Here is a 19,637-nt window from a genome sequence, read left to right as displayed (position 1 = left end):
AAAAACCGGCTAAGTTTCGGATTTTCCGGAGGTTTCCTGGTTTTTGGCGCGCCGATGTCAGCCGCCGAAGCCGCCGGCGCGCAGAAAGGCGTCTTCCTCGGTGGTGGTGACGCGGCCCAGCATGGCGTTGCGGTGCGGGAAGCGGCCGAAGCGGCTGATGATGTCGTGGTGGATTTCCGCATAGCGCAGGGTTTCGCCGCCCAGCGGCTGACAGAGCGCCACGCAGCGTATCTGCGCTTCGAGGTCTTCGGCGTGCTCCAGCGGCAGGTACATGAAGGGGCGCAGTTGCGGCTCGATGGCGAGGTCGTGGCCGAAGGCCAGCGCCTGCTCCGTATAGAACAGCGCCAGCGGGTCGGTGGCGAACATATGGGCGGTGCCGCGGAAGGCATTGCGCGGGAACTGGTCCAGCAACAGCAGCAGGGCCAGCGCGCCTTCAGCGGTATCCATCCAGGGGTCGCGTTCGCGCCGTGCGGCCGCCAGGTGGTCGGCAATGAAGGCCTGGCTGAAGCGCCTGTCGAAATCCGTATCCTTGGCGAACCACAGGGCGGGACCGGCTTCGCGCCAGAAGGCGATGACCTGGTCCGGTGTGGCGCTGGCTTGCTTATCGTGATCGAGCATGAAGACTCCCTGCGGAGGGTGGCATAGATATCCTTTGCCATCATAGCGGGATTTGCCGGCCAGGCGAGTCATGGATGGAGATTGTCGCCGCGGCGGTGAGCAACAGCGGTTACATATGCGTTCAGCGATGCAAATGCCGCACCCATTGCGAATACAGCGTGAACAGCGTCTCGCGCAGCGTCCGGGTCTTGTCTTCGAGGTCCGCCAGCGTGGCGCTGGGTGAACTGACGGCCGGATTGCCGGCGGCCAGCTCGCGCTCCAGCTGTGCGCCGTTGCGTTCCAGCGAGAGCTGCACCAGCGCCGGGGTCATTTCCAGGTGGGACTGCATGCCGATATGGATGCCGTCCAGCACGTAGCCCTGATGGGCACAGTGCGGGTTGGTGGCAATCAGCCGGGCGCCCGGCGGCAGCCGGGAGAAAGTGTCGCCATGCCACTGGAAGGTCAGCAGGCTCTGCCCTGCGTGGCAGCCCAGCCACTGCTCAGCCTGGGGATCGTCCGTGGCCGTGATCCGGCCCCAGCCGATTTCCGGACGGGGGTTGCGGCTGACTTCGCCGCCCAGGGCGGCGGCCATGATCTGGCTGCCGAGGCAGTGGCCGGAGAGCGGAATCCGCAAGCTGGCAGCCTGCCGGATCAGGGCCTTTTCCTCGGCCAGCCAGGGCAGCGGATCATGCGCGCTCATATAGCCGCCCATGAAGATCATGCCGGCATAGGCGTCTGCCCGGGCGGGGACGGCGTCGCCATCGAGGATGCTGATCAGGCGGTGCGGAATGCCCAGTTCGTCCAGGATGGCGGGCACCGAGCCGGGTGCGCCGACTTCGGTATGCTGAAAAATCGCGACAGGTTTCATCAGGCGGATTCCATGGGCCTCGGGGTTGGGGGCGGGCTGGCCGTGACGGCCTCTTGCGGCATGCCGACGCCCAAGAGGCGTTGCAGCAGCGCGCCGTCGGTCGCCAGGTCACGGCTGGCGCCGGCATGGCAGACGGCGCCGCGTTCCAGCACGATCGCCTGGTGTGTCATGGACAGGGCCAGTACTGGATGTTGTTCCACGATGATGGAAGGCAGACCGTCTTCTTCGCACAGTTGCATGATGGCGCGCGCCAGCTCTTCCACGATGATGGGGGCCAGTCCTTCCATGGGTTCGTCCAGCAGCAGCATGCGCGGGTTGGTCATCAGGGCCCGGCCGATGGCCAGCATTTGCTGTTCGCCGCCGGACAGCTGGTTGCCGTAGTTGCCGCGGCGCTCCCGCAAGCGCGGGAACAGCTGATAGACACGTGCCAGGTGCCACGGGCCGGGGCGGGCGACAGTGCTCAGGTTTTCCTCGACAGTCAGGGAGGGGAAGACCTCGCGTTCTTGGGGCACCCAGCCCAGGCCGGCGCGCACCCGCCGGTGCGGCGCCGCCAGGGTGATATCGGCGCCGTGCCAGCGGATGGCGCCGCCCATGACCCGCGTATTGCCCATCAGTGTTTCCAGCAGCGTCGTCTTGCCGACGCCGTTGCGCCCGAGGATGGCAAGGCTTTGCCCGGCCGGCAGCGTCAGGCTGAGGCGGTCCAGGATGACGGCATTGCCATAGCCGGCCGTCACGGCGTCGAAAACCAGCGCATCAGCAGGCATGGGGAACTCCTGTGGTGCCGAGATAGACCTCCCGCACGCGCGGGTCGGTCATGATCTCCGCCGGGCTGCCTTCGGCCAGGATACTGCCGGAAACCAGGACGGAAATGCGTTTGGAGAAGCGGAATACCAGGTTCATGTCATGTTCGATGAACAGGATGCTGATGTCGTCGGGCAGGGCGGCGATGACTTCGAATAGCTCGCCGCTTTCGTCCTCCGGAATGCCTGCCGCCGGTTCGTCCAGCAGCAGGATGTGCGGCCTGGCGGCCATGGCCAGCGCGATTTCCAGCAGGCGCTGCTTGCCGTAGGCCAGTTCGGTGACGGGCGTCGTGGCGACGCCGTCGAGCCGCAGCCGGCCCAGCAGCTCATGGGCCTCGTCGTGGATGCCGGGCATGCGCCGCAGGCTGCTCCACCAGTTCGCGCCCAGCCCGTCGCGCTCGCAGATGGCCAGCACGATGGAGTCCAGCGGCGTCAGGCTGGGGAACAGCGTGTTGATCTGGAACGTGCGCACCAGGCCGACGCGGGCGCGCTGGTCGCAGGAGTGCTGGGTGATGTCTCGCGTGCCCAGCATGATGCTGCCGCTGCTGGGCCGCAGGACACCGGTCAGCAGGTTGATCAGCGTGGTCTTGCCGGCGCCGTTGGGCCCGATCAGGGCCTGGCGCGAGCCAGGTTCCAGCAGCAGATTGACGTCATTGACGGCGGCAAAGGCGCCGAATCGTATGCCCAGGCCCCGGGTTTGCAGGGGCAGAGTGCTGCCATGCGGTTTCATCGTGCTTTCCCCAGAGTGAACAGGCGCGAGAACAGGCCAAGAATGCCGCCACGGCCCAGCATGACCATGGCCATCAGGAAGATGCCGATCCAGAACATCCAGAATTCCGGGTTAAGTTCGGCAAAGGCGTCGTGCAGCACCATGTAGACGATGGCGCCTATCATGCCGCCATACAACCTGCCGGTGCCACCCAGCACCAGGATGATGAGGATTTCTGCCGAACGGTTGAAGCCGATGGACTCGATGCCGACGAATTGCGTGGTCTGGGCCAGCAGGGCGCCGGCGACGCCGGCAATGGCGGCCGAGAAGCAATAGGCCATGCGCAGCCGCTGTTCGACCGGTGAGCCGATGGCGCGCATGCGCTTGCGGTTGTCGTGGATGCCGCGCAGCGCCAGGCCGAAGGGCGAACGGATGATGCGGCGGGCCAGCAGAAATACCCCGAGCACGACGGCAAAGCTATAGAAGAAGGCTGTTTTGCCCCAGAGGTCGAACTCGAAATAGCCGAATACCGGCCACATTTCTATGCCTTGCAAACCGTCGGTGCCGCCGGTGATGCTGCTCAGGCGGTTAGCCAGTTCGGCCAGCAGCATGCACACGCCTATGGTGATCATCAGGCGCGCCAGATCTGAGCCGCGCACGACCAGATAGCTCAGCAGATAGCCCACCAGCGCGCAGACGGCGAAGGCCAGCAGCAGGCCGGAAAACGGTTCGGCCCAGCCGTGTTTGGCCAGCAGGCCGGCGGCGTAGGCGCCCAGGCCGAAAAAGGCGGCGTGGCCGACGGTCAGGATGCCGGCATAGCCGAGCGCGATATCCAGCGAGACGGCGAAGAGCCCAAAGATCAGGATCTGGCTCAGCAGCGTCAGGCGGTCGGGCAGCAGCAGGCTGCCGGCGGCCAGCGCCAGCCAGAACAGGGCTTCCAGCCAGGGCAGGCGGTCTTGGGGAATCGAGAGCTTTTTCATGCCAGCCCCTTGCGTGGAATGATGCCGTTGGGACGCAACAGCAGCAGTGCGACCATGAAGACGTAGATCAGGAATGAACCTGCCTCGGGCAGGTAGTATTTGCCGGCGACATCCACAATACCCAGCAGCAGCGCCGCGATGAACGGGCCGGTGATGGTGCCGGCGCCGCCGACGCAGACGACGATGAGGAAGTACACCAGGTATTTCAGGGCGAACGCGGGTTCCAGACCGATGACGCCCAGGCTCAGGGCCCCGCCTACCCCTGCCAGGCCGCAGCCGAAGGAGAAGGTCAGGAAGAACAGCCGTTTGACATGAATGCCGGTCCCGGCGGCGACGCGCTGATTGTCCACGGCGGCGCGCACCATGGCGCCGTAGCGGGTTTTATTGAGCAGCAAAAGCAAACCGCCCCAGATCAGCAGGCCGGCCAGCACCAGGAACAGCCGGTAGCGGCTGATATCCAGGCCTGGCAGGGCAATCTGGCCTTCCAGCGCGGCGGGCATGCGGAAAGGCTGCATGGACGGCCCGAACAGGTAGGTGATGCCCGCCGTGGCGGCAAAGACCAGGCCGATGGAAAACAGCACTTGATCCAGCGGGTGGGCGCGGTACAGGCGCCGGAAAAACAGTCTCTCCAGAATGGCGCCGCACAGGGCGGCCGCCAGGAATGCCAGAGCCAGCGAACTGAAGAAATCCAGTCCGTAGCGCTGCATCGCAAAGCTGGCGGCATAGCCGCCAGCCATGGCGAAGGCGCCGTGCGCGAGGTTGACGAAATTCATCAGCCCCATGGTCACGGACAGCCCGACGCTCAAAAGGAAGAGGAGCATCCCGTAGGCCACTCCATCGAAAATCACTGTCGCCATCGAGATGCTCCTGCCTTACTTGCCTTTGGCGGCGTCTGCCTTGGCAGGGTCTTTCACGTTCTCATAGGCGTCGAACTCGACGTTCACGAGTTTGCCGTCCACTTTGTCCGTCTTGCGGATATAGACCGTCTGCACGATGTCGCGGGTTTCCGGGTCGATCTGGATCGGGCCGCGCGGGCTTTCGAAACTCAGGCCGGCCAGGGCATCCATGACTTTGGTGCCGTCGGTGTCGCCGCCGGTCGCGGCCAGCGCCAGGTCATACGCGGCCATGGCGTCATAGGCGGTGGCGGCGAAATAATTGGGCCGCAGGGACGTGCCGAAGTTTTCCTCGAAATCGCGGATGAACTTCTGGTTCTTTTCCGACGGGTGGGCGTAGGAGTAATGGTGGCTGGTAATCAAATCCTGCGCGATGTCGCCAGTGGCATCCAGAAAGCTGTCGTCAGTGGCTTCGCCGGTGGCGAAGAGCTTGATTCCGGCCTCGCTCAGGCCGCGCTCTTTCCAGACGCGCAGGAACGCGGGGGGCATGACGCCTGAGGGGAAGAAAAAGAAGACGGATTCCGGCTTGGCGTCCTTGATGCGCTGGACATAGGCCGAGAAATCGGGGTTGGACATGGGCGTGCGGATTTCGCCCAGCACCTTGCCGCCGCCCGCTTCAAAGGCATTCTTGAAAGCCGTGTAGGCATCGGTGCCCGAGGCATAGTCGGCCACCACAATCATGGTTTCCTTCACGCCGTTTTCCAGCATCCAGCGCGCCATCGGGTCGGAAACCTGCTGCACTGTGAATGACAGGCGGGCGATATAGGGCGAGCTATTGGTGATGGCCGAGGACGATGCGTTCATGACCAGCACCGGCACCTTGGCCTGCGTGGCGATAGGGGCCACGGCATAGGCATTGGGGCTGAAATCCAGGCCGGTCAGCAATTGCACCTTGTCGCGGACCACCAGCTCCTGGGCGTAGCGCTTGGCCAGATCGGGCGCGGCACCGGCGGTGTCCTTGCGGATGATCTGCACCGGGCGGCCGGCAATCTTGCCGCCGTGTTCCTTGAGATACAGCTCGACGCCGGCATCGAATTGGCGTCCATAGTCGGCATAGGGGCCGGAGTAGCTGGCGATCATGCCTATTTTCAGCGGCTCTTCGGCCTGTGCCGGCAACCCGAAGGTTGCGCCAATACAGGACAGCAGGGCGGCGCCGATCAAGGTTCTCTTGCTCATTTTCATGGGGGAACTCCGTTGTGGCTGTTGGTGGACAAAGAAGGCGGGTGAATCGTTGTTGTGATGTCGGCAGACGCGTCAGGCGCTGGCAGCCAGATGCTTGAGATCGAAGGATTCGTCGCGCAGCATCTCCGGCGTGGCGGGAATCGCGGCGCTGATGAGTTTCCGGCTCAGCATATGCTCGCCGGGACGGTTGATGGAATGCGCCGCGGCAATGCGGCCGTTGCGCAGATAGAACACGCTGAAGCGGTCCGCGGCCATATCGCCGCGGATGACGGTTTCGTCGCCCGGCAGCGCCAGCCCGGCCATTTGCAATTTGAGGGCGAACTGATCGCTCCAGAACCAGGGCGCGCCGGTATAGGGTTCGGGCCTGCCCGCCAGCGCGGAGGCCAGGGCGCGGGCGCCGTCATTGGCGGCCTGAATGGACTCCAGGCGCAAGCGGCGCGGCATGCCGGGTACCTCGGGCTGCAAGGCATTGGCAACGTCGCCGATGGCATAGACATGCGGCGCATCGGTACGGCCCAAGGCGTCGGTGAGTATGCCGTTGTCGCAGGCGATACCGGCCTGGCGGGCCAGTTCGTCATTGGGCTGCACGCCGATGCCGAGCACGACCAGATCGCAATCCAGCACGCTGCCATCGGCCAGTTCCACGCCGGTGACACGGCCAGCCGCACCGCGCAATTGGCGGACACCCTGGCCCAGCCGGATATCCACACCGCCATCACGCTGTTTTTGTTCCAGATAACAGGCCATGGCGGCGGGCAGGCTGCGCGCCAGCAATTGGGGATGGGTTTCGATCAGCGTGACCTTCAGCCCGCGTCCCGTCAGCGCCGCCGCGGCTTCCAGGCCAATGAAACCGCCGCCGATAATGCAGGCGCGGCTGGCTCCGGACAGAGCGGCATCCAGGGCGAGCGCATCATCCAGTGTGCGCAGGTTATGCACCCCCGCCAGGCTGGCGCCAGGCAGGGCCAGCGTGCGGCAGCGGGCGCCGGTGGCCAGAGCCAGGCCGCCATAGCGCAGCGCTGAGCCATCGGCCAGGGAAAGTGTCTGGCGGCCCGGATCCAGGGCCACGGCACGCGTGCCCAGGCGCAGTTCTATGTCCTGTTCGCGGAAAAAATCCGGCCCTTTGAGCGCCAGGCTGGCCGCGCTGCTTTTGCCGCTTAGCAGGCCCTTGGACAGCGGCGGGCGCTGGTAAGGCGCATGGGCCTCGTCGCCCAGCATGATGATGGGCGCGTCATAACCCAGGCGGCGCAGGCTGTCGGCCAGCTGCGTGCCGGCATAAGAGGCGCCGACTATCACTAGCGGCGGCGGGCGCGAAGAGGATGACGCGGAGCCGGCGGGATTCATGACTGGCTCTCGGGGACGCGCACGGTCAGGCCGTCGAGCGCATCGGTCAGAATCAACTGGCAGCTCAGGCGGCTGCCAGGCTGGCGCTCGCTGGCCACGCCGTCCAGCAGTTCGTCTTCCATGTCGTCCGGCGCCGGCAGGCGGCTGATATCGGCATCGGCGACATAGACATGACAGGTCGCGCAAGAGCAACAGCCGCCGCACTCGGCATCTATGCCGCGTATGTTGTTGTGAATGGCGGTTTCCATGACGCTGGCACCGGCTTTGGCCGTAATGCTGCGGGTGCTGCCGTCTTTGAGGATGTAGTGGATGGTGGGCATGCTATCGCCTTAAAACATATCGAAGTATTCGCGCTGTTCCCACTCGCTGACTTCGAGGTTGAAACGGTCCAGCTCGGCCTGTTTGATATGGCAGTAGTAGTCGATGAAGGCCGGGCCGATCTGCTGGGTCAGCACGGTGTCCTGGCGCAGCGCGGCCATGGCTTCCGGCAGGGAGCGCGGCAGATTTTCCGCTGCGGTTTCGTAGGGGGCGTCGGCAGAGGGGCCGGGGTCCAGCTGGCGCGCGATGCCGTCCAGGCCGGAGAAAATCTGCGCCGCCAGGTAAAGGTAGGGGTTGGCGGTCGGTTCGCCCACGCGGTTTTCGATGCGGCTGGCATTCTGGCCCTGGCCGCCCAGCACACGCAGCATGGCGCCGCGATTGTCGCGCGCCCAGATGGCGCGGTCCGGCGCCAGCGAGAAGGGGCGGTAGCGCCGGAAGCCGTTGACCGACGGGCTGGCAAACAGGGCCGCGCCGCGCGCGTGCTGTTTGAGCCCGGCCAGGTAATGCATGCCGCAGGGGCTGAGCGGATGCTCATCGGTGTCCGGCATGAAGGCGTTGGCGCCATTATCCTTGCGGCACAGCGATTGATGCAGGTGCCAGCCGCTGGACATGACATTCGGGATGCGCGGCCGGCACATGAAGGTGGCGTGGTAGCCGTGGCGCAGGCAGATCTGCTTGATGGCGCTGCGCAGCAGCACCATGGTGTCCGCGGGGGCGAGGCCGCGGGTCGGGCCGAAGACCAGTTCGAACTGGCTGGGGCCGAATTCGATTTCCAGCGAATGCAGGGGCAAGCCCAGCGCCAGCAATTGCGTGCGCAGCAATTGCATCAGGTCATCGACCCGGTCATAGCGCAGCTCGGTCAGATACTGGTGGCCGTGCGTGAGCAGGGAAACGCGCGGCGGCTCACCCGGCTGGCCGGAGTCTTCCAGGCCCATGCGGGCATCGTCCAGCCGGAAAACATGGAATTCGACCTCCAGCCCGGCGATGAAATCCAGCCCCAGGGTATCCAGTTCGCGGATGGCGCGCTGCAGGATCTGCCGCGTGCCGAAGGGACAGGGCGTCCCGTCGCTCATATAGGCGTCGCACAGAATCCAGCCGGTGCGCGGCGCCCAGGGCAGCATGCAGAAGGTGGAAGGGTCTGCCACCAGGGTCACATCGGCGCCGCCCTGCAGGCCGGGAATGGCGAAGCCGCCATTGCTGGAGAACACGGGAAAGACCGTTTTATGCGAGGTGTCCTTGGCCAGCAGCGTGGACGTCAGGTTCACCCCGTTGCGCAGCGCCGCGCCAGCCGCTGCCGCGACCAGTGTTTTGCCGCGCAGAATGCCGTGCTGATCCGGCCAGGCGAAGCGGACGGTGTCCACGCCGCCGGCGGCAAAACGCGCGGCAAGTTCATCTGCCTGACGTTGCTGGTCTTCCGACCAGAGATTGAAGCGTTCAACAAAACTGGCCATGTTGGCTACCCTTCTTTCAGGCCTGCAGGCGGGCGCTGGCCCAGTCGGAACCACGGCGGCGCAGGAGGTCGGCTTCTTCGCAGTACGCATCGGTGCGGTCGGCTTCGGCGACCCCGTCGATGGAAGGCGGGCCGTACAGGGCCGCGGCTTCTGCGGAATTGGGCTGCATGGGCACGGCTTCGCCGGACAGAGCGGCCTCAATGGCGCCGACCAGCATGCGGCGGTAGGCGATGATGCCCTTGTCGGTGGTGCCCAGGTGCTCGCGGGTGCGGTTCTGGATCGGGCCCAGCGATTCACAGGCCCATTGGTCATGCACGTTGATGTCCATGCCCATGCCGGTGTAGGTCTGGGTCAGTTGCTCTTCGACGTTGTAGCCATAGTTGTTGCGCTTGTTTTTGCGTGAGATGTAGTCCGGCAACTCGATGGTGGCCAGGCGTTGTTCGCGCATCTGCTGTTTGTCCACCGGACCGGCAAAGCTGGTGAAAATTGCGTACCAGTAGCAGTGCGTGTCGTCCACCGGCACATGCCACTGCGAGATGGTCATTTCGGTGCTCATGGGGATGACGAACGCCTGCGGGAAGATCACGTTGGTGACGCGGACATGGGTTTGCGTATCGGAGAGCGTGCGCAGCGTCGTCAATTGCATGCCGTAAGGGGCGGGATTGACACGGATTTCCGGGCGGTCGTATTCACGCAGCACCTGGGTGATGGCCAGTTCCGAATCGGCCGAAGCGCCGCGGAACTGCTTGCCGTAGCTTTCCGAGGTGTCTTCGTCTTCAAAGAAACGGTGCAGGAATGACGCGTGGGCGGGGTCCATGCCGACTTCCAGCGCCTGCAGCCAGTTGCATTCCCACAGCCCCTTGAAGGCGAAGGTGTGGCTATCGGGAGCGACGAAACAGTCGAAGTCGGGAAAAGCCGGGGGCTCGCCTTCGCCGATGTAGGCGAAGATGATGCCGCTTTTTTCCACGACCGGATAAGCGGCCTGCTTGATGCGGGTACAGAGCTTGCTGCCGGCGGGTTCTGCCGGGGTTTCCAGACAGTTGCCCTGGGCATCGAACAGCCAGCCGTGGAACGGGCAGCGCAGCCCGCCGTCTTCCAGGCGGCCGAAAGCCAGATCGGCGCCGCGGTGGGGGCAATCACGGTCCAGCATGCCCAGCTTGCCGTTTTCATCACGGAACAGAACGAAATTCTGGCCCATCAGTTTGACCGGGCGCAGCGGGCGCGGCCCTTGCAGCTCTTCGGCCAGCGCGACGGGCTGCCAATATTTCCGCAGCAGCGTGCCCGCCGGCGCGCCGGGGCCAACACGCGTGATGAAGTCATTTTGTTCTGCGCTGAGCATGGGAAATCCCTCCTGATGGATGCCTGGGTTTATTCGCAAGCAGTGGTGTTTTGTATTCCGCTGTATGCAGCGGTATGCAATGAAAAATAATTTAAGCAGGCAAGGACGAGAGGTCAATGTATTTTTTTGGTCTGGTGATTTCTCATTGCGTGAATATTCAAATAAAAAAATCACTGCATGGAGAGTGGGAGGCAGTCATGGCGATACTCTCCCTGAGCTTCGTATTCGTTGGCTTGAGGCTTATTTCCGGGAAAAATGAATTTATTGTTCGAGTTGCCTGATTGAGAAAACGAAATTTTTTGACAATTAGGGATTTCGAGTATCTTTGTTTTTGCTCATTGTTGGTTTTTTGTATTTCGTTGTTTTTATTGATTATTTTTGTTCCACTGGGTGTTGTTTTTGATAATGGTTTTTATTTTTCATTGTATTGATGGGCGCTAAAAAGCCAGGGAAATGACCGGTTCTGGTGCAATGGAAATAGCGTGATGCCATTTTTTGGGTCATTTTTTATTATCGGAAAATGCCTGTTTCTGGTGCGCTTCAATTTTTAATTGCATCGGCTTGGTGCAATACGGGAAATGGCCGTTTTTCGGCGCACGTTTTTTTGTCTTCAGGGGTGGTTGGCGGTGAAGTTTGTCGGAATGAGAAAAGACAGAAATCCGAAGAATTCGGGCGATTTTTTATGGATTCTGCTAAGAAATGGCGATTTTCGTCTGGAATCCACGGAAGATCTGCAGGTTTGTCGCCGTTGCCTGAGCCTTAATCACTGATATTCCAGGGTTTTTGATCGGTATACTTGCAGCTATGTTCTGGTGCAGGATGTTTTTCACTGTATGCAGTCAGGTGGCGCTTCGTAGGCGCAGGCGGCAGTGCGCCTGAATGGTGCGTTGCGGCGGTCGCTGGTGCGGCCATCGGTTATCCTGCTGTACTTTTATGCATGCAAGGCTGGTCGCCTCATTTTCGGGCGCCGGCATGTCGGGGGAGCCTCTGGCTCCCGTTCTGCGTGGACGCTAGGCGTGGCTGAATATGGACTCTCAACAATCTAGGGTGCTGGTACAACTCAGGGACATGATCCTCAAGGGCGAGTTCGTGCCCGGCGAGCGGCTGGCCGAAGTGCCCCTGGCTGAAAAGCTGGGTGCTTCGCGTACCCCGGTGCGGCTTGCACTGACCAGCCTGGAACACGAGGGCCTGATCGAATCGGCACCTGGCGGCGGGTACCGCATGCGCCAGTTCACCGCGCGCGAAATTGCCGATGCCATCCGCCTGCGCGGCCTGATAGAAGGGTTTGCGGCCCGCCTGCTGGCGGAGCAGGGGGCGCCGCGCCAGTTGCTGCGCGAACTGCAGGAATGCCTGGATGACGGCGATCGTGTGGTCTACAAGGCGCAGATGGACCTGGACGACTATGCGGCCTATGTCGAAATGAACGACCGTTTCCACCGCTTGATTCTCGAAGGCTGTGGCAATGTCATGTTGACCCGCATGCTGGAGCTGTTGGTAGGGCAGCCATTCGCGGCGCCCAGTGCCATGCTGCCCATGCAGTCCAATATGGAAGAAGGGCAGCAGTGGATGCAGCATGCCCACCGCACGCACCATGCCATCTTCCAGGCCATCGAACGGGGGCAGGGCTACCGGGCGCAGGCGCTGGGTGAGGAGCATGTGGAGATTGCCCGCATGAATCTCGAATATGCGCTGGAAAAGCCGGAACTGGCGGTCGAGCTGATGCCCAGTATGCGGCTGGTGGATACCAAAGGGCGCCTGTAAGACCAGGATGGTGTGGTAGCAGTGCCTTCAGGGGCAGATCAGGGGCTAAAATCCGCAAGTCCGGGAAAACCGGACTGCCTTGTTGGGTTGCGCCCTGCATTTTTGAATCTGACTCCGGGGAATACGAGAGTGACTTCCGCCTTGCACCAATCTTCCATTACGTCGCTGCCTTTGCTGGGCCGTGGCAAAGTTCGCGATATGTACGCCGTCGGTGACGACAAGCTGCTGATCGTCGCGAGCGACCGTATCTCGGCGTTCGACGTCATTCTCGATGATCCGATTCCGGGCAAGGGCCAGGTGCTGACGTCGATGACGGAGTTCTGGCTGAAGAAGCTGGCGCATATCATGCCCAACCACTCCACCGGCGTGGACCCGGAAAGCGTGGTGACGCCTGCCGAGCGCGAGCAGGTGCGCGGCCGTGCCGTGGTGGTCAAGCGCCTCAAGCCGATTCTGGTCGAGGCTGTGGCACGCGGCTACATCATCGGTTCGGGCTGGAAGGACTACCAGGCCACGGGTGCGATCTGCGGCGTCAGGCTGCCGGCCGGCCTGCAACTGGCCGACAAGCTGCCGCAGCCGATTTTCACGCCGGCCGCCAAGGCCGAGTTCGGCTCGCACGATGAAAACGTCGATTTCGCGTATGTCGAGAAGGCCGTGGGCGCCGAGCTTGCCGCCCGCATCCGCGACGCAGCGCTGCGTCTGTACAGCGAAGCTTCTGAATATGCAGCCACGCGCGGCATCATCATTGCCGACACCAAGTTCGAGTTCGGCCTGGACGACGATGGCGTACTGCACTTGATGGACGAAGTGCTGACGCCGGATTCCTCGCGCTTCTGGCCTGCGGATTCCTACCGCGCCGGCACGAATCCGCCGTCCTTCGACAAGCAGTTCCTGCGCGACTGGCTGGAAAGCCAGCCCTGGGACAAGACCCCGCCCGCGCCGCGTCTGCCGGCGGAAGTGGCGGAACAGACGGCGGCCAAGTACCGCGAAGCGCTGGAGCGCCTCACACAGGGTTGATCCCTGCGGTTGGCGCTGCCCTCGCAGGCGGCGCCGGCTTTCGGTGGCCGGCGGTTGTCGCCGCTGCGCCACGTATCCCGCACGCTGTGCCGCGCTGCCGCAACAGGCAGGCCTGATCTTCGCGGTAGCCGCCGGCCTGGCGGTAAAATAGCGGATTACCAATTCTTTTTTCCGCCACAGCGGGCGATGCACCGCGGGCCGATGGCATTTTCCCGCCATGCCGCATGCCAGCCCTGGCGCGAGGCTTTCCTGACATGACCATTGAATTCGATCCTCCGTTGCGCGCCGATGCCGTCGTCGGCGTCGTCATGGGGTCTTCCAGCGATTGGGACATCATGAAGCAGGCCACCGACATGCTGGACGCATTCGGTGTTCCTTATGATGTTCGCGTCGTTTCGGCCCACCGCATGCCGCTGGATATGGTCGCCTATGGCGCAGCCGCCAGCGCTGCCGGATGGCGCGGCATCATTGCTGGCGCGGGCGGTGCAGCCCACCTGCCGGGCATGCTGGCCGCACTGACGGAAGTGCCGGTTTATGGCGTGCCCGTGCCTTCGCGCTACCTGCGCGGTGAAGATTCGTTGCTGTCCATCGTGCAGATGCCCAAGGGCGTGCCGGTGGCCACTTTCGCCATCGGCGAAGCGGGCGCGGCCAATGCCGCGCTGCACGTCGTGGCCGCGCTGGCGACTACGGACGCTGCGCTGCGCGAGCGCCTGCTGGCGTTCCGCGCCAAACAGACCGGCCAGGCGCGTGCCATGGTCGTGCCGCCCGCGGCGCCCTGAACCTAAGCCGGATGGCATCAATGAGTACCGAGCAAGTGAACAACAATCGAAATATAGGCGTAACGCCGGTTCTGCCGGGGCAGTGGCTGGGCATGCTGGGCGGCGGCCAGCTGGGACGCATGTTCGTGCATGCGGCGCAGGCCATGGGCTATCGCGTGGCGGTCCTCGACCCGGCGGCAGATTGCCCCGCAGCACAAGCAGCTGACCGCCATATCCAGGCCGCCTACGATGATGCGGCCGCATTGGATACCCTGGCGGCGCTGTGCGCGGCCGTCACAACTGAATTCGAAAACGTGCCGGCCGACAGTCTGCGCCGGCTGGCGGCGTGTACCCGTGTGGCCCCCTCGGGCGACGCCGTCGCCGTGGTGCAGGACCGCATTGCCGAAAAAGATTTCCTCGCGAGCCAGGGCATTGCCGTGGCGCCCTACGCCGCGATTCATTCTGTGGCGGATCTCGATGGCGCTGCCGATGCCTTGTTTCCCGGCATCCTCAAGGCGGCGCGCCTGGGCTACGACGGCAAGGGCCAGGCCCGTGTTGCCAACCGTGCTGAAGCGCGGGCGGCCTTCGAAGCCTGGGGCGGCGTGGCCTGCGTGCTGGAAGCGCTGCAGCCGTTGAACCATGAAATTTCCGTGGTGCTGGCACGCGGCACGGATGGCGCGACTGCCGTGTTTCCGATCGCGCGCAATGTCCATGAGCAGGGCATCCTGGCGGTAACCACGGTCGGCGCGCCGGCAGATGCCAATCTGGTGGCACAGGCGCAGGATGCCGCGCGCCGCGTGGCCGAAGGCCTGGCGTTCCAGGGAGTGCTGTGCGTGGAGTTCTTCGTGCTCGATGATGGCCGTCTGCTGGCCAATGAAGTCGCGCCCCGTCCGCACAATAGCGGCCACTTCACCCAGAATGCCTGTCATGCCAGCCAGTTCGAGCAGCAGGTTCGTGCGGTCGCCGGCATGCCGCTGGGCAACCCCGGCACGTATGCGCCGGCCATCATGCTGAACCTGCTGGGCGATGTCTGGTTCCGTGATGGCGCCGCGCAGGCGATTGAACCCGACTGGGCAGGCGTGCTGGCCTATCCCTCGGCGCACCTGCATCTCTATGGCAAGCACGAGGCCCGTCCGGGCCGCAAGATGGGTCATATCAATGTCGTCGCGGACACGCTGGCGCAGGCACGCGCCGACGCGCAGGCCATCGCCCGCCTGCTGGGGATACCGCAGCCATGAGCCGACTCCCCAACGCCGAGGAAATTGCCGCCGCCGCACGCCAGCTGGCCGATGGCGGCCTGGTGGCTTTTCCGACCGAAACCGTTTACGGCCTGGGCGCGGATGCCGCAGACCCGGCGGCGGTGGGGCGTATCTATGCGGCCAAGGGCCGGCCATCGAATCATCCCGTCATCGTGCATATCGCGCCGGAAGCACAGTTGTCCGACTGGGCCAGGGATATTCCCCAGGTGGCGCGGGATTTGGCCGAGGCGTTCTGGCCCGGGCCACTGACCCTGATCCTCAAGCGCGCCGATGATGTTCCTGATGCGGTGAGTGGCGGGCAGGACAGCGTGGGCGTGCGTTGCCCCTCGCATCCGGTGGCGCAGGCGCTGCTGCGCGAATTCGCCCGTCTCCGGCCGGGGCAGCGTGCCGGGGTCGCGGGGCCGTCCGCCAACCGTTATGGCAAGGTGTCGCCTACTCGGGCCGAGCATGTGCGCAGCGAGTTTCCCGCTCAGCTTGAAGACGGGACGCTGCTGGTGCTGGAAGGCGGCGCATCGGATGTCGGTATCGAATCAACCATCCTGGATGTTTCCAGGGTGCAAGAAGGCGTGGGGCCGGTTCTGCTGCGTCCTGGCCATATCACGCCGGAACAGATCGCCAGCGTGACGGGCAGCCTGCCTGCGCGCCCGGATGCGCAGGCGCCCAGGGCATCCGGTACGCTCAAGGCGCATTATGCGCCGTTGACGCCCGTGCGCCTGTGCGACAGCGGCACGCTGGCCGCCTTGCTGGCGGAACGCGCCGCCGGTGCGGCGGGGCCGGCGCTGGCCGTGCTGGTCCATGACCCGTCAGGTATTGCGCCGGCATTGCGCGGCAACGTGCCCGGTATTGCCTGGCGCCATGTGACGGGTGGTCCGGATGCCTATGCGCGCCAGTTGTATGCCTTGCTGCGTGAGCTTGATGCGGGTGGCCATCAGGCCATCCTGGTCCAGCGTCTGCCCGAGGATAGCAGTTGGGATGCCGTGCGTGATCGGCTGGGACGTGCGGCGGCCGCGTTTGAATGATGGATGCGAACAGGCCGCCCGATGGGCGGCCTGTCGTGATGCTTGCAAAGGCGCTGGGGTTTGCCAGCGCTTTTTTTATTGATTGTTGCGTGCGTGGATCAGCGTCTGGATGTGGCGCTCCATGCGGTCAGCATCCGGTTCGCGGCCGGTGAAGAGACGGAAGGCATCGACGGCCTGGCCCACAGCCATGGCAGTGCCAGCTACGGTGCGGCAGCCTGCGCGCTTGGCGGCTGCGAGCAGCTCGGTTTCCAGTGGCGAATAGACGATTTCCGATACCCACAGGCCGGGATGCAGCAGCGCAGCATCCAACGGTAGGCCAGGCAGTTTCGCCATGCCGGTCGGGGTGGCATGCACCAGGCCGCAGGCACCTTCCAGCGCGGCAGCGGCGCTGGCTTCCGCTCGTGCGGCATGCGTGCGGTATTGGCGGTTGAGTTCAGCCGCCAGCGCGCCGGCACGCTGCGGGTCGGCATCGACGATGCGCAACGAACGCGCACCCATCTGAATGATGGTATGGGCGATGGCAGCGCCCGCGCCGCCCGCGCCCAGCAGGACGACATGATCCAGGTTGGCATCCGGTAAATGACGCTGGATGCCCCAGCGCCAGCCTGAGCCATCGGTATTGTGGCCATGCAGCTTGCCGTCGCGGATGACCACGGTATTCACCGCACCCATGGCTTCGGCGTCGGCCGACAGGCTGTCTAGCAGGGGCAGGATGATCTGCTTGCATGGATAGGTAATGTTGAGCCCGGCGAAATCCATGACGCGGGCCGCTTCCAGCAGCTCAGGCAGCGCGCCGTCCTGGCGCGGCGAACGATCCAGGTCGATAAGCTGGTAATGCAGTTTCATTCCCTGGTTGCGTGCTTCTTCCTCGTGCAGCGCGGGCGTCATGGAAAGCTGGATGCCGGAGCCGATGAGGCCGAGCAGATAGCTGGCACGCGGAGCGGAAGACTGGGCCTGGAGAGCGGAAGGGATCTGGGACATGATTCGTCTGGGTAGTGGGTGCGCTGCCTGGATTCAATAATATACGAACTAGTTAGTTTTATATTTTGAGGGATAAAAGCGATAAGCACAAGAACGCAGAGAGGGGCTTCAAGGCCGGGATATCCCGGAATGGCAGCCTGGAAAAAGAACAGGGCCGCATAAGCGGCCCTGGGAAAAATCAATCCATGTCGGGGTGGCGGCGCACGTAGCGGATCATCATGTCCACCGCCTCCTCGCGCCTGGCGGCCTGGATCGCGGGGTCGCTGAAATCACGCTTGAACACCAGCGAAAACGTGCTCTGGTTGGACGCATTGAAGAAGCACAGCGCGCTGATCGAGTGGTGCAGGTCTATGGGCAGCAGGCCGGGGCGGAACAGGCCTTGCGCGACGCCACGCTCGTAGACGGCGCTGACCGAATTGATGGCCGGGATGTTCAGTTCCTGGATGATGCGGGAACGCGCCAGATACACGCCGTTATGGATGTTCTCGGTCATCACCAGGCGCACGAAGTCCGGGTTCGAATAATGGTAGTCGAAGGTGAATTCCACCAGGCGGCGCATGGCCGCCTGCGGGTCCAGGTCATCGAGGTGCAGTTCGTTTTCGATGCTGCGCAGGCGCCGGTAGACCGCTTCGAGCACGGCCACGTACAGGCCTTCCTTGTTCTCGAAGTAGTAATAGATCATGCGCTTGCTGGTGCGCGTAAGCGCCGCGATCTCGTCGATGCGCGCGCCGGTCAGGCCCTTGCGGGCGAACTCCTGCGTCGCGACCTCGATGATGTCCTGCATGGTCCTTTTGGGATCATTGGTACGGCCGGTCTTGTTCTTGCCCTTGGGCTCGGGACGCGGCGTAGCGTCGGACGGCTGGGTCATGGCGCTTCCCGGCGTCAGCGGAAGACAACCGTACGGTTGTTGTTGAGCAGGATGCGGTGCTCAACATGGCTGCGCACGGCACGCGACAACACCAGCGATTCGATGTCGCTGCCCACCTGGGTGAGATCCGAGGGGGTGAGGGTGTGGTCCACGCGAGCGATGTCCTGCTCGATGATGGGACCTTCGTCCAGGTCTTCCGTGACGTAGTGAGCGGTGGCGCCGATGATCTTGACGCCGCGCTGGTGCGCCTGATGGTACGGGCGCGCACCCTTGAAGCTGGGCAGGAAGCTGTGGTGGATGTTGATGGCGCGGCCGGACAGGGCGCGGCACAGTTCGGGCGACAGGATCTGCATGTAGCGCGCCAGGACGACCAGATCGACTTTCTCGGCGGCGATGATGTCCAGGATCTGCTGTTCCTGCTGCGCCTTGGTGTCCGCGGTGACCGGCAGGTGATGGAAGGGGATGCCGTATGAGGCCGTCAGGTTGGCGTAGTCATTGTGGTTGGAAACCACGGCGGCGATGTCCACTGGCAGCTGGCCGCTGCGCGTGCGGAACAGCAGGTCATTGAGGCAGTGTCCCTGCTTGCTGACCATGATCAGCAGGCGCGAACGACGCTGGGCATCGTGCAGCTGCCATTCCATGGCGAATTGCGAACCGACCTGTTCCATCTGGCTGCGCAGTTCCGCGTGATCGCTGCCGATGGGTTGGCGGAAGTGCACGCGCAGGAAGAAGCGCTGCGTGTCTTCGTCGCCGAACTGTTGCGAATCGAGGATGTTGCAATGATGGCGGTACAGCAGTTGGCTGACGTGATAAACGATGCCGGTGCGGTCAGGGCAGGAAAGGGTCAGTATGTAGTCTTGGTGCGACATGGTCGGCAATATTGTTATGAATGGGCGGCGGTGGCGGCCGCTTGTTACAGGCAAAGTCCGGCGCCGAGGCAGCGGCGCGCGGGTTCAGGCGGCAGCGCCGACGGCAGGCGTCAGGCTGAAGTTGCCGCGATGATAAATCAAAGGCGCATTTTCGCCATGGGCGCAGCGTTCAACTTTGCCGATCAGTACCATGTGATCGCCGGCGGCATGCTGGGAATGCGGGCGGCATTCCATCCACGCGGCACAATCCGGGCCCAGCCAGGGTGTGCCTGCCTCGGTGCGCAGATCCTGCAGACCGTCATAGCGCGCTTCGCTGGGGCCGCGGGCAAAGCGCATGGCGAGTTCCTGTTGCTGGTGCGACAGGACATTGATCACATAGCGTTGGCCGTTGGTGAACAGGTCCAGCAGGTGCGAGGATTGCATCAGGCTCCAGAGCACCAGGGGCGGCGCCAGAGACACCGAATTGAACGAGCTGATTGTCACGCCGACGGGCTTGCCGTCGGGCAAGGTGGTGGTGATGACGGTCACGCCCGTCGCAAAACGGCCCAGTGTGGCGCGGAAGTGGGCGGAATCGAAATCGGGCTGGTCAGAGGTCATGGTTGGGGGCTTGCAGGGTAAAGCGCGAGAGCG

Annotated in this window: 21 protein-coding genes; 6 read left to right on the top strand and 15 right to left on the bottom strand. The window is 63.7% G+C overall.

Annotation, left to right across the window (positions count from 1 at the left end; all coding sequences use genetic code 11):
- Positions 1-57 precede the first annotated feature (57 nt).
- From EV679_RS15570 to EV679_RS15520, 11 genes are all read right to left on the bottom strand, one after another.
- On the bottom strand, positions 58-618 hold the full coding sequence (locus EV679_RS15570; RefSeq protein ID WP_068374369.1) for a DUF924 family protein: 561 nt from the start codon (positions 616-618) through the stop codon (positions 58-60).
- Positions 619-739: 121 nt separating this feature from the next.
- The gene (locus EV679_RS15565; protein ID WP_130487698.1) at positions 740-1,465 is read right to left on the bottom strand and encodes a type 1 glutamine amidotransferase; all 726 of its coding nucleotides are present in this window, start codon (positions 1,463-1,465) and stop codon (positions 740-742) included.
- Positions 1,465-2,229 (bottom strand): ABC transporter ATP-binding protein, encoded by a 765-nt coding sequence (locus tag EV679_RS15560; RefSeq protein ID WP_068374363.1) that lies wholly within the window; start codon positions 2,227-2,229, stop codon positions 1,465-1,467. Before EV679_RS15560 ends, EV679_RS15565 begins: the two co-directional genes overlap by 1 nt.
- Positions 2,219-2,995: an ABC transporter ATP-binding protein gene (locus tag EV679_RS15555; protein WP_130487697.1), complete on the bottom strand. Its 777-nt coding sequence runs from the start codon at positions 2,993-2,995 to the stop codon at positions 2,219-2,221. The genes EV679_RS15560 and EV679_RS15555 overlap by 11 nt, the downstream gene beginning before the upstream one ends.
- Positions 2,992-3,954, bottom strand: coding sequence for a branched-chain amino acid ABC transporter permease (locus EV679_RS15550; RefSeq protein ID WP_068374357.1), 963 nt, complete (start codon positions 3,952-3,954; stop codon positions 2,992-2,994). Before EV679_RS15550 ends, EV679_RS15555 begins: the two co-directional genes overlap by 4 nt.
- On the bottom strand, positions 3,951-4,811 hold the full coding sequence (locus EV679_RS15545; RefSeq protein WP_068374354.1) for a branched-chain amino acid ABC transporter permease: 861 nt from the start codon (positions 4,809-4,811) through the stop codon (positions 3,951-3,953). The genes EV679_RS15550 and EV679_RS15545 overlap by 4 nt, the downstream gene beginning before the upstream one ends.
- A 15-nt stretch (positions 4,812-4,826) precedes the next feature.
- Positions 4,827-6,029, bottom strand: a complete 1,203-nt coding sequence (locus EV679_RS15540; protein WP_083969735.1) for an ABC transporter substrate-binding protein — start codon at positions 6,027-6,029, stop codon at positions 4,827-4,829.
- Between the two features lie 72 nt (positions 6,030-6,101).
- Positions 6,102-7,370 (bottom strand): NAD(P)/FAD-dependent oxidoreductase, encoded by a 1,269-nt coding sequence (locus EV679_RS15535; protein WP_068374351.1) that lies wholly within the window; start codon positions 7,368-7,370, stop codon positions 6,102-6,104.
- On the bottom strand, positions 7,367-7,690 hold the full coding sequence (locus EV679_RS15530; RefSeq protein ID WP_068374349.1) for a 2Fe-2S iron-sulfur cluster-binding protein: 324 nt from the start codon (positions 7,688-7,690) through the stop codon (positions 7,367-7,369). Before EV679_RS15530 ends, EV679_RS15535 begins: the two co-directional genes overlap by 4 nt.
- Before the next feature lie 9 nt (positions 7,691-7,699).
- A complete protein-coding gene (locus EV679_RS15525; RefSeq protein WP_068374346.1) occupies positions 7,700-9,139 on the bottom strand; it encodes a glutamine synthetase family protein in 1,440 nt (479 codons plus the stop codon).
- Between the two features lie 16 nt (positions 9,140-9,155).
- Positions 9,156-10,478 (bottom strand): aromatic ring-hydroxylating dioxygenase subunit alpha, encoded by a 1,323-nt coding sequence (locus tag EV679_RS15520; protein ID WP_127773154.1) that lies wholly within the window; start codon positions 10,476-10,478, stop codon positions 9,156-9,158.
- A gap of 79 nt (positions 10,479-10,557) precedes the next feature.
- Here EV679_RS15520 and EV679_RS15515 point away from each other — a divergent pair, with 79 nt between their 5' ends.
- The 6 genes from EV679_RS15515 to EV679_RS15490 all read left to right on the top strand — a co-directional run bounded on the left by EV679_RS15515 (position 10,558) and on the right by EV679_RS15490 (position 16,289).
- A complete protein-coding gene (locus EV679_RS15515) occupies positions 10,558-10,737 on the top strand; it encodes a hypothetical protein (protein WP_130487696.1) in 180 nt (59 codons plus the stop codon).
- A 767-nt stretch (positions 10,738-11,504) separates the two neighbouring features.
- Positions 11,505-12,239: a GntR family transcriptional regulator gene (locus tag EV679_RS15510; protein ID WP_068374340.1), complete on the top strand. Its 735-nt coding sequence runs from the start codon at positions 11,505-11,507 to the stop codon at positions 12,237-12,239.
- Between the two features lie 129 nt (positions 12,240-12,368).
- On the top strand, positions 12,369-13,253 hold the full coding sequence (locus EV679_RS15505; RefSeq protein ID WP_068374337.1) for a phosphoribosylaminoimidazolesuccinocarboxamide synthase: 885 nt from the start codon (positions 12,369-12,371) through the stop codon (positions 13,251-13,253).
- Between the two features lie 254 nt (positions 13,254-13,507).
- Positions 13,508-14,032 carry a 5-(carboxyamino)imidazole ribonucleotide mutase gene (gene purE / locus EV679_RS15500; protein ID WP_068374522.1) on the top strand — a complete coding sequence of 175 codons (525 nt, stop codon included), beginning with the start codon at positions 13,508-13,510 and terminating at the stop codon, positions 14,030-14,032.
- Positions 14,033-14,052: 20 nt separating this feature from the next.
- Positions 14,053-15,249, top strand: a complete 1,197-nt coding sequence (locus tag EV679_RS15495; protein ID WP_130487695.1) for a 5-(carboxyamino)imidazole ribonucleotide synthase — start codon at positions 14,053-14,055, stop codon at positions 15,247-15,249.
- Positions 15,246-16,289 (top strand): L-threonylcarbamoyladenylate synthase, encoded by a 1,044-nt coding sequence (locus EV679_RS15490; RefSeq protein WP_130487694.1) that lies wholly within the window; start codon positions 15,246-15,248, stop codon positions 16,287-16,289. The genes EV679_RS15495 and EV679_RS15490 overlap by 4 nt, the downstream gene beginning before the upstream one ends.
- Before the next feature lie 75 nt (positions 16,290-16,364).
- Here the strand turns inward: EV679_RS15490 and EV679_RS15485 are convergent, their stop codons facing one another.
- The 4 genes from EV679_RS15485 to EV679_RS15470 form a co-directional block, all read right to left on the bottom strand.
- Positions 16,365-17,270, bottom strand: coding sequence for a shikimate dehydrogenase (locus EV679_RS15485; RefSeq protein ID WP_130487693.1), 906 nt, complete (start codon positions 17,268-17,270; stop codon positions 16,365-16,367).
- 178 nt (positions 17,271-17,448) lie between these two features.
- Complete coding sequence (locus EV679_RS15480; protein ID WP_068374322.1) at positions 17,449-18,138, bottom strand: TetR/AcrR family transcriptional regulator; 690 nt, start codon at positions 18,136-18,138, stop codon at positions 17,449-17,451.
- A 14-nt stretch (positions 18,139-18,152) separates the two neighbouring features.
- Positions 18,153-19,007, bottom strand: a complete 855-nt coding sequence (gene purU, locus EV679_RS15475; RefSeq protein WP_068374320.1) for a formyltetrahydrofolate deformylase — start codon at positions 19,005-19,007, stop codon at positions 18,153-18,155.
- An 84-nt stretch (positions 19,008-19,091) separates the two neighbouring features.
- On the bottom strand, positions 19,092-19,604 hold the full coding sequence (locus tag EV679_RS15470; protein ID WP_127773160.1) for a flavin reductase family protein: 513 nt from the start codon (positions 19,602-19,604) through the stop codon (positions 19,092-19,094).
- Between the last annotated feature and the right edge of the window lie 33 nt (positions 19,605-19,637).

It is taken from the genome of Kerstersia gyiorum, assembly GCF_004216755.1.
Taxonomy (GTDB): Bacteria; Pseudomonadota; Gammaproteobacteria; order Burkholderiales; family Burkholderiaceae_B; genus Kerstersia; species Kerstersia gyiorum.
The sequence above is the reverse complement of the archived record's forward strand: the minus strand, read 5'-3'. Positions and strand labels throughout refer to the sequence as shown.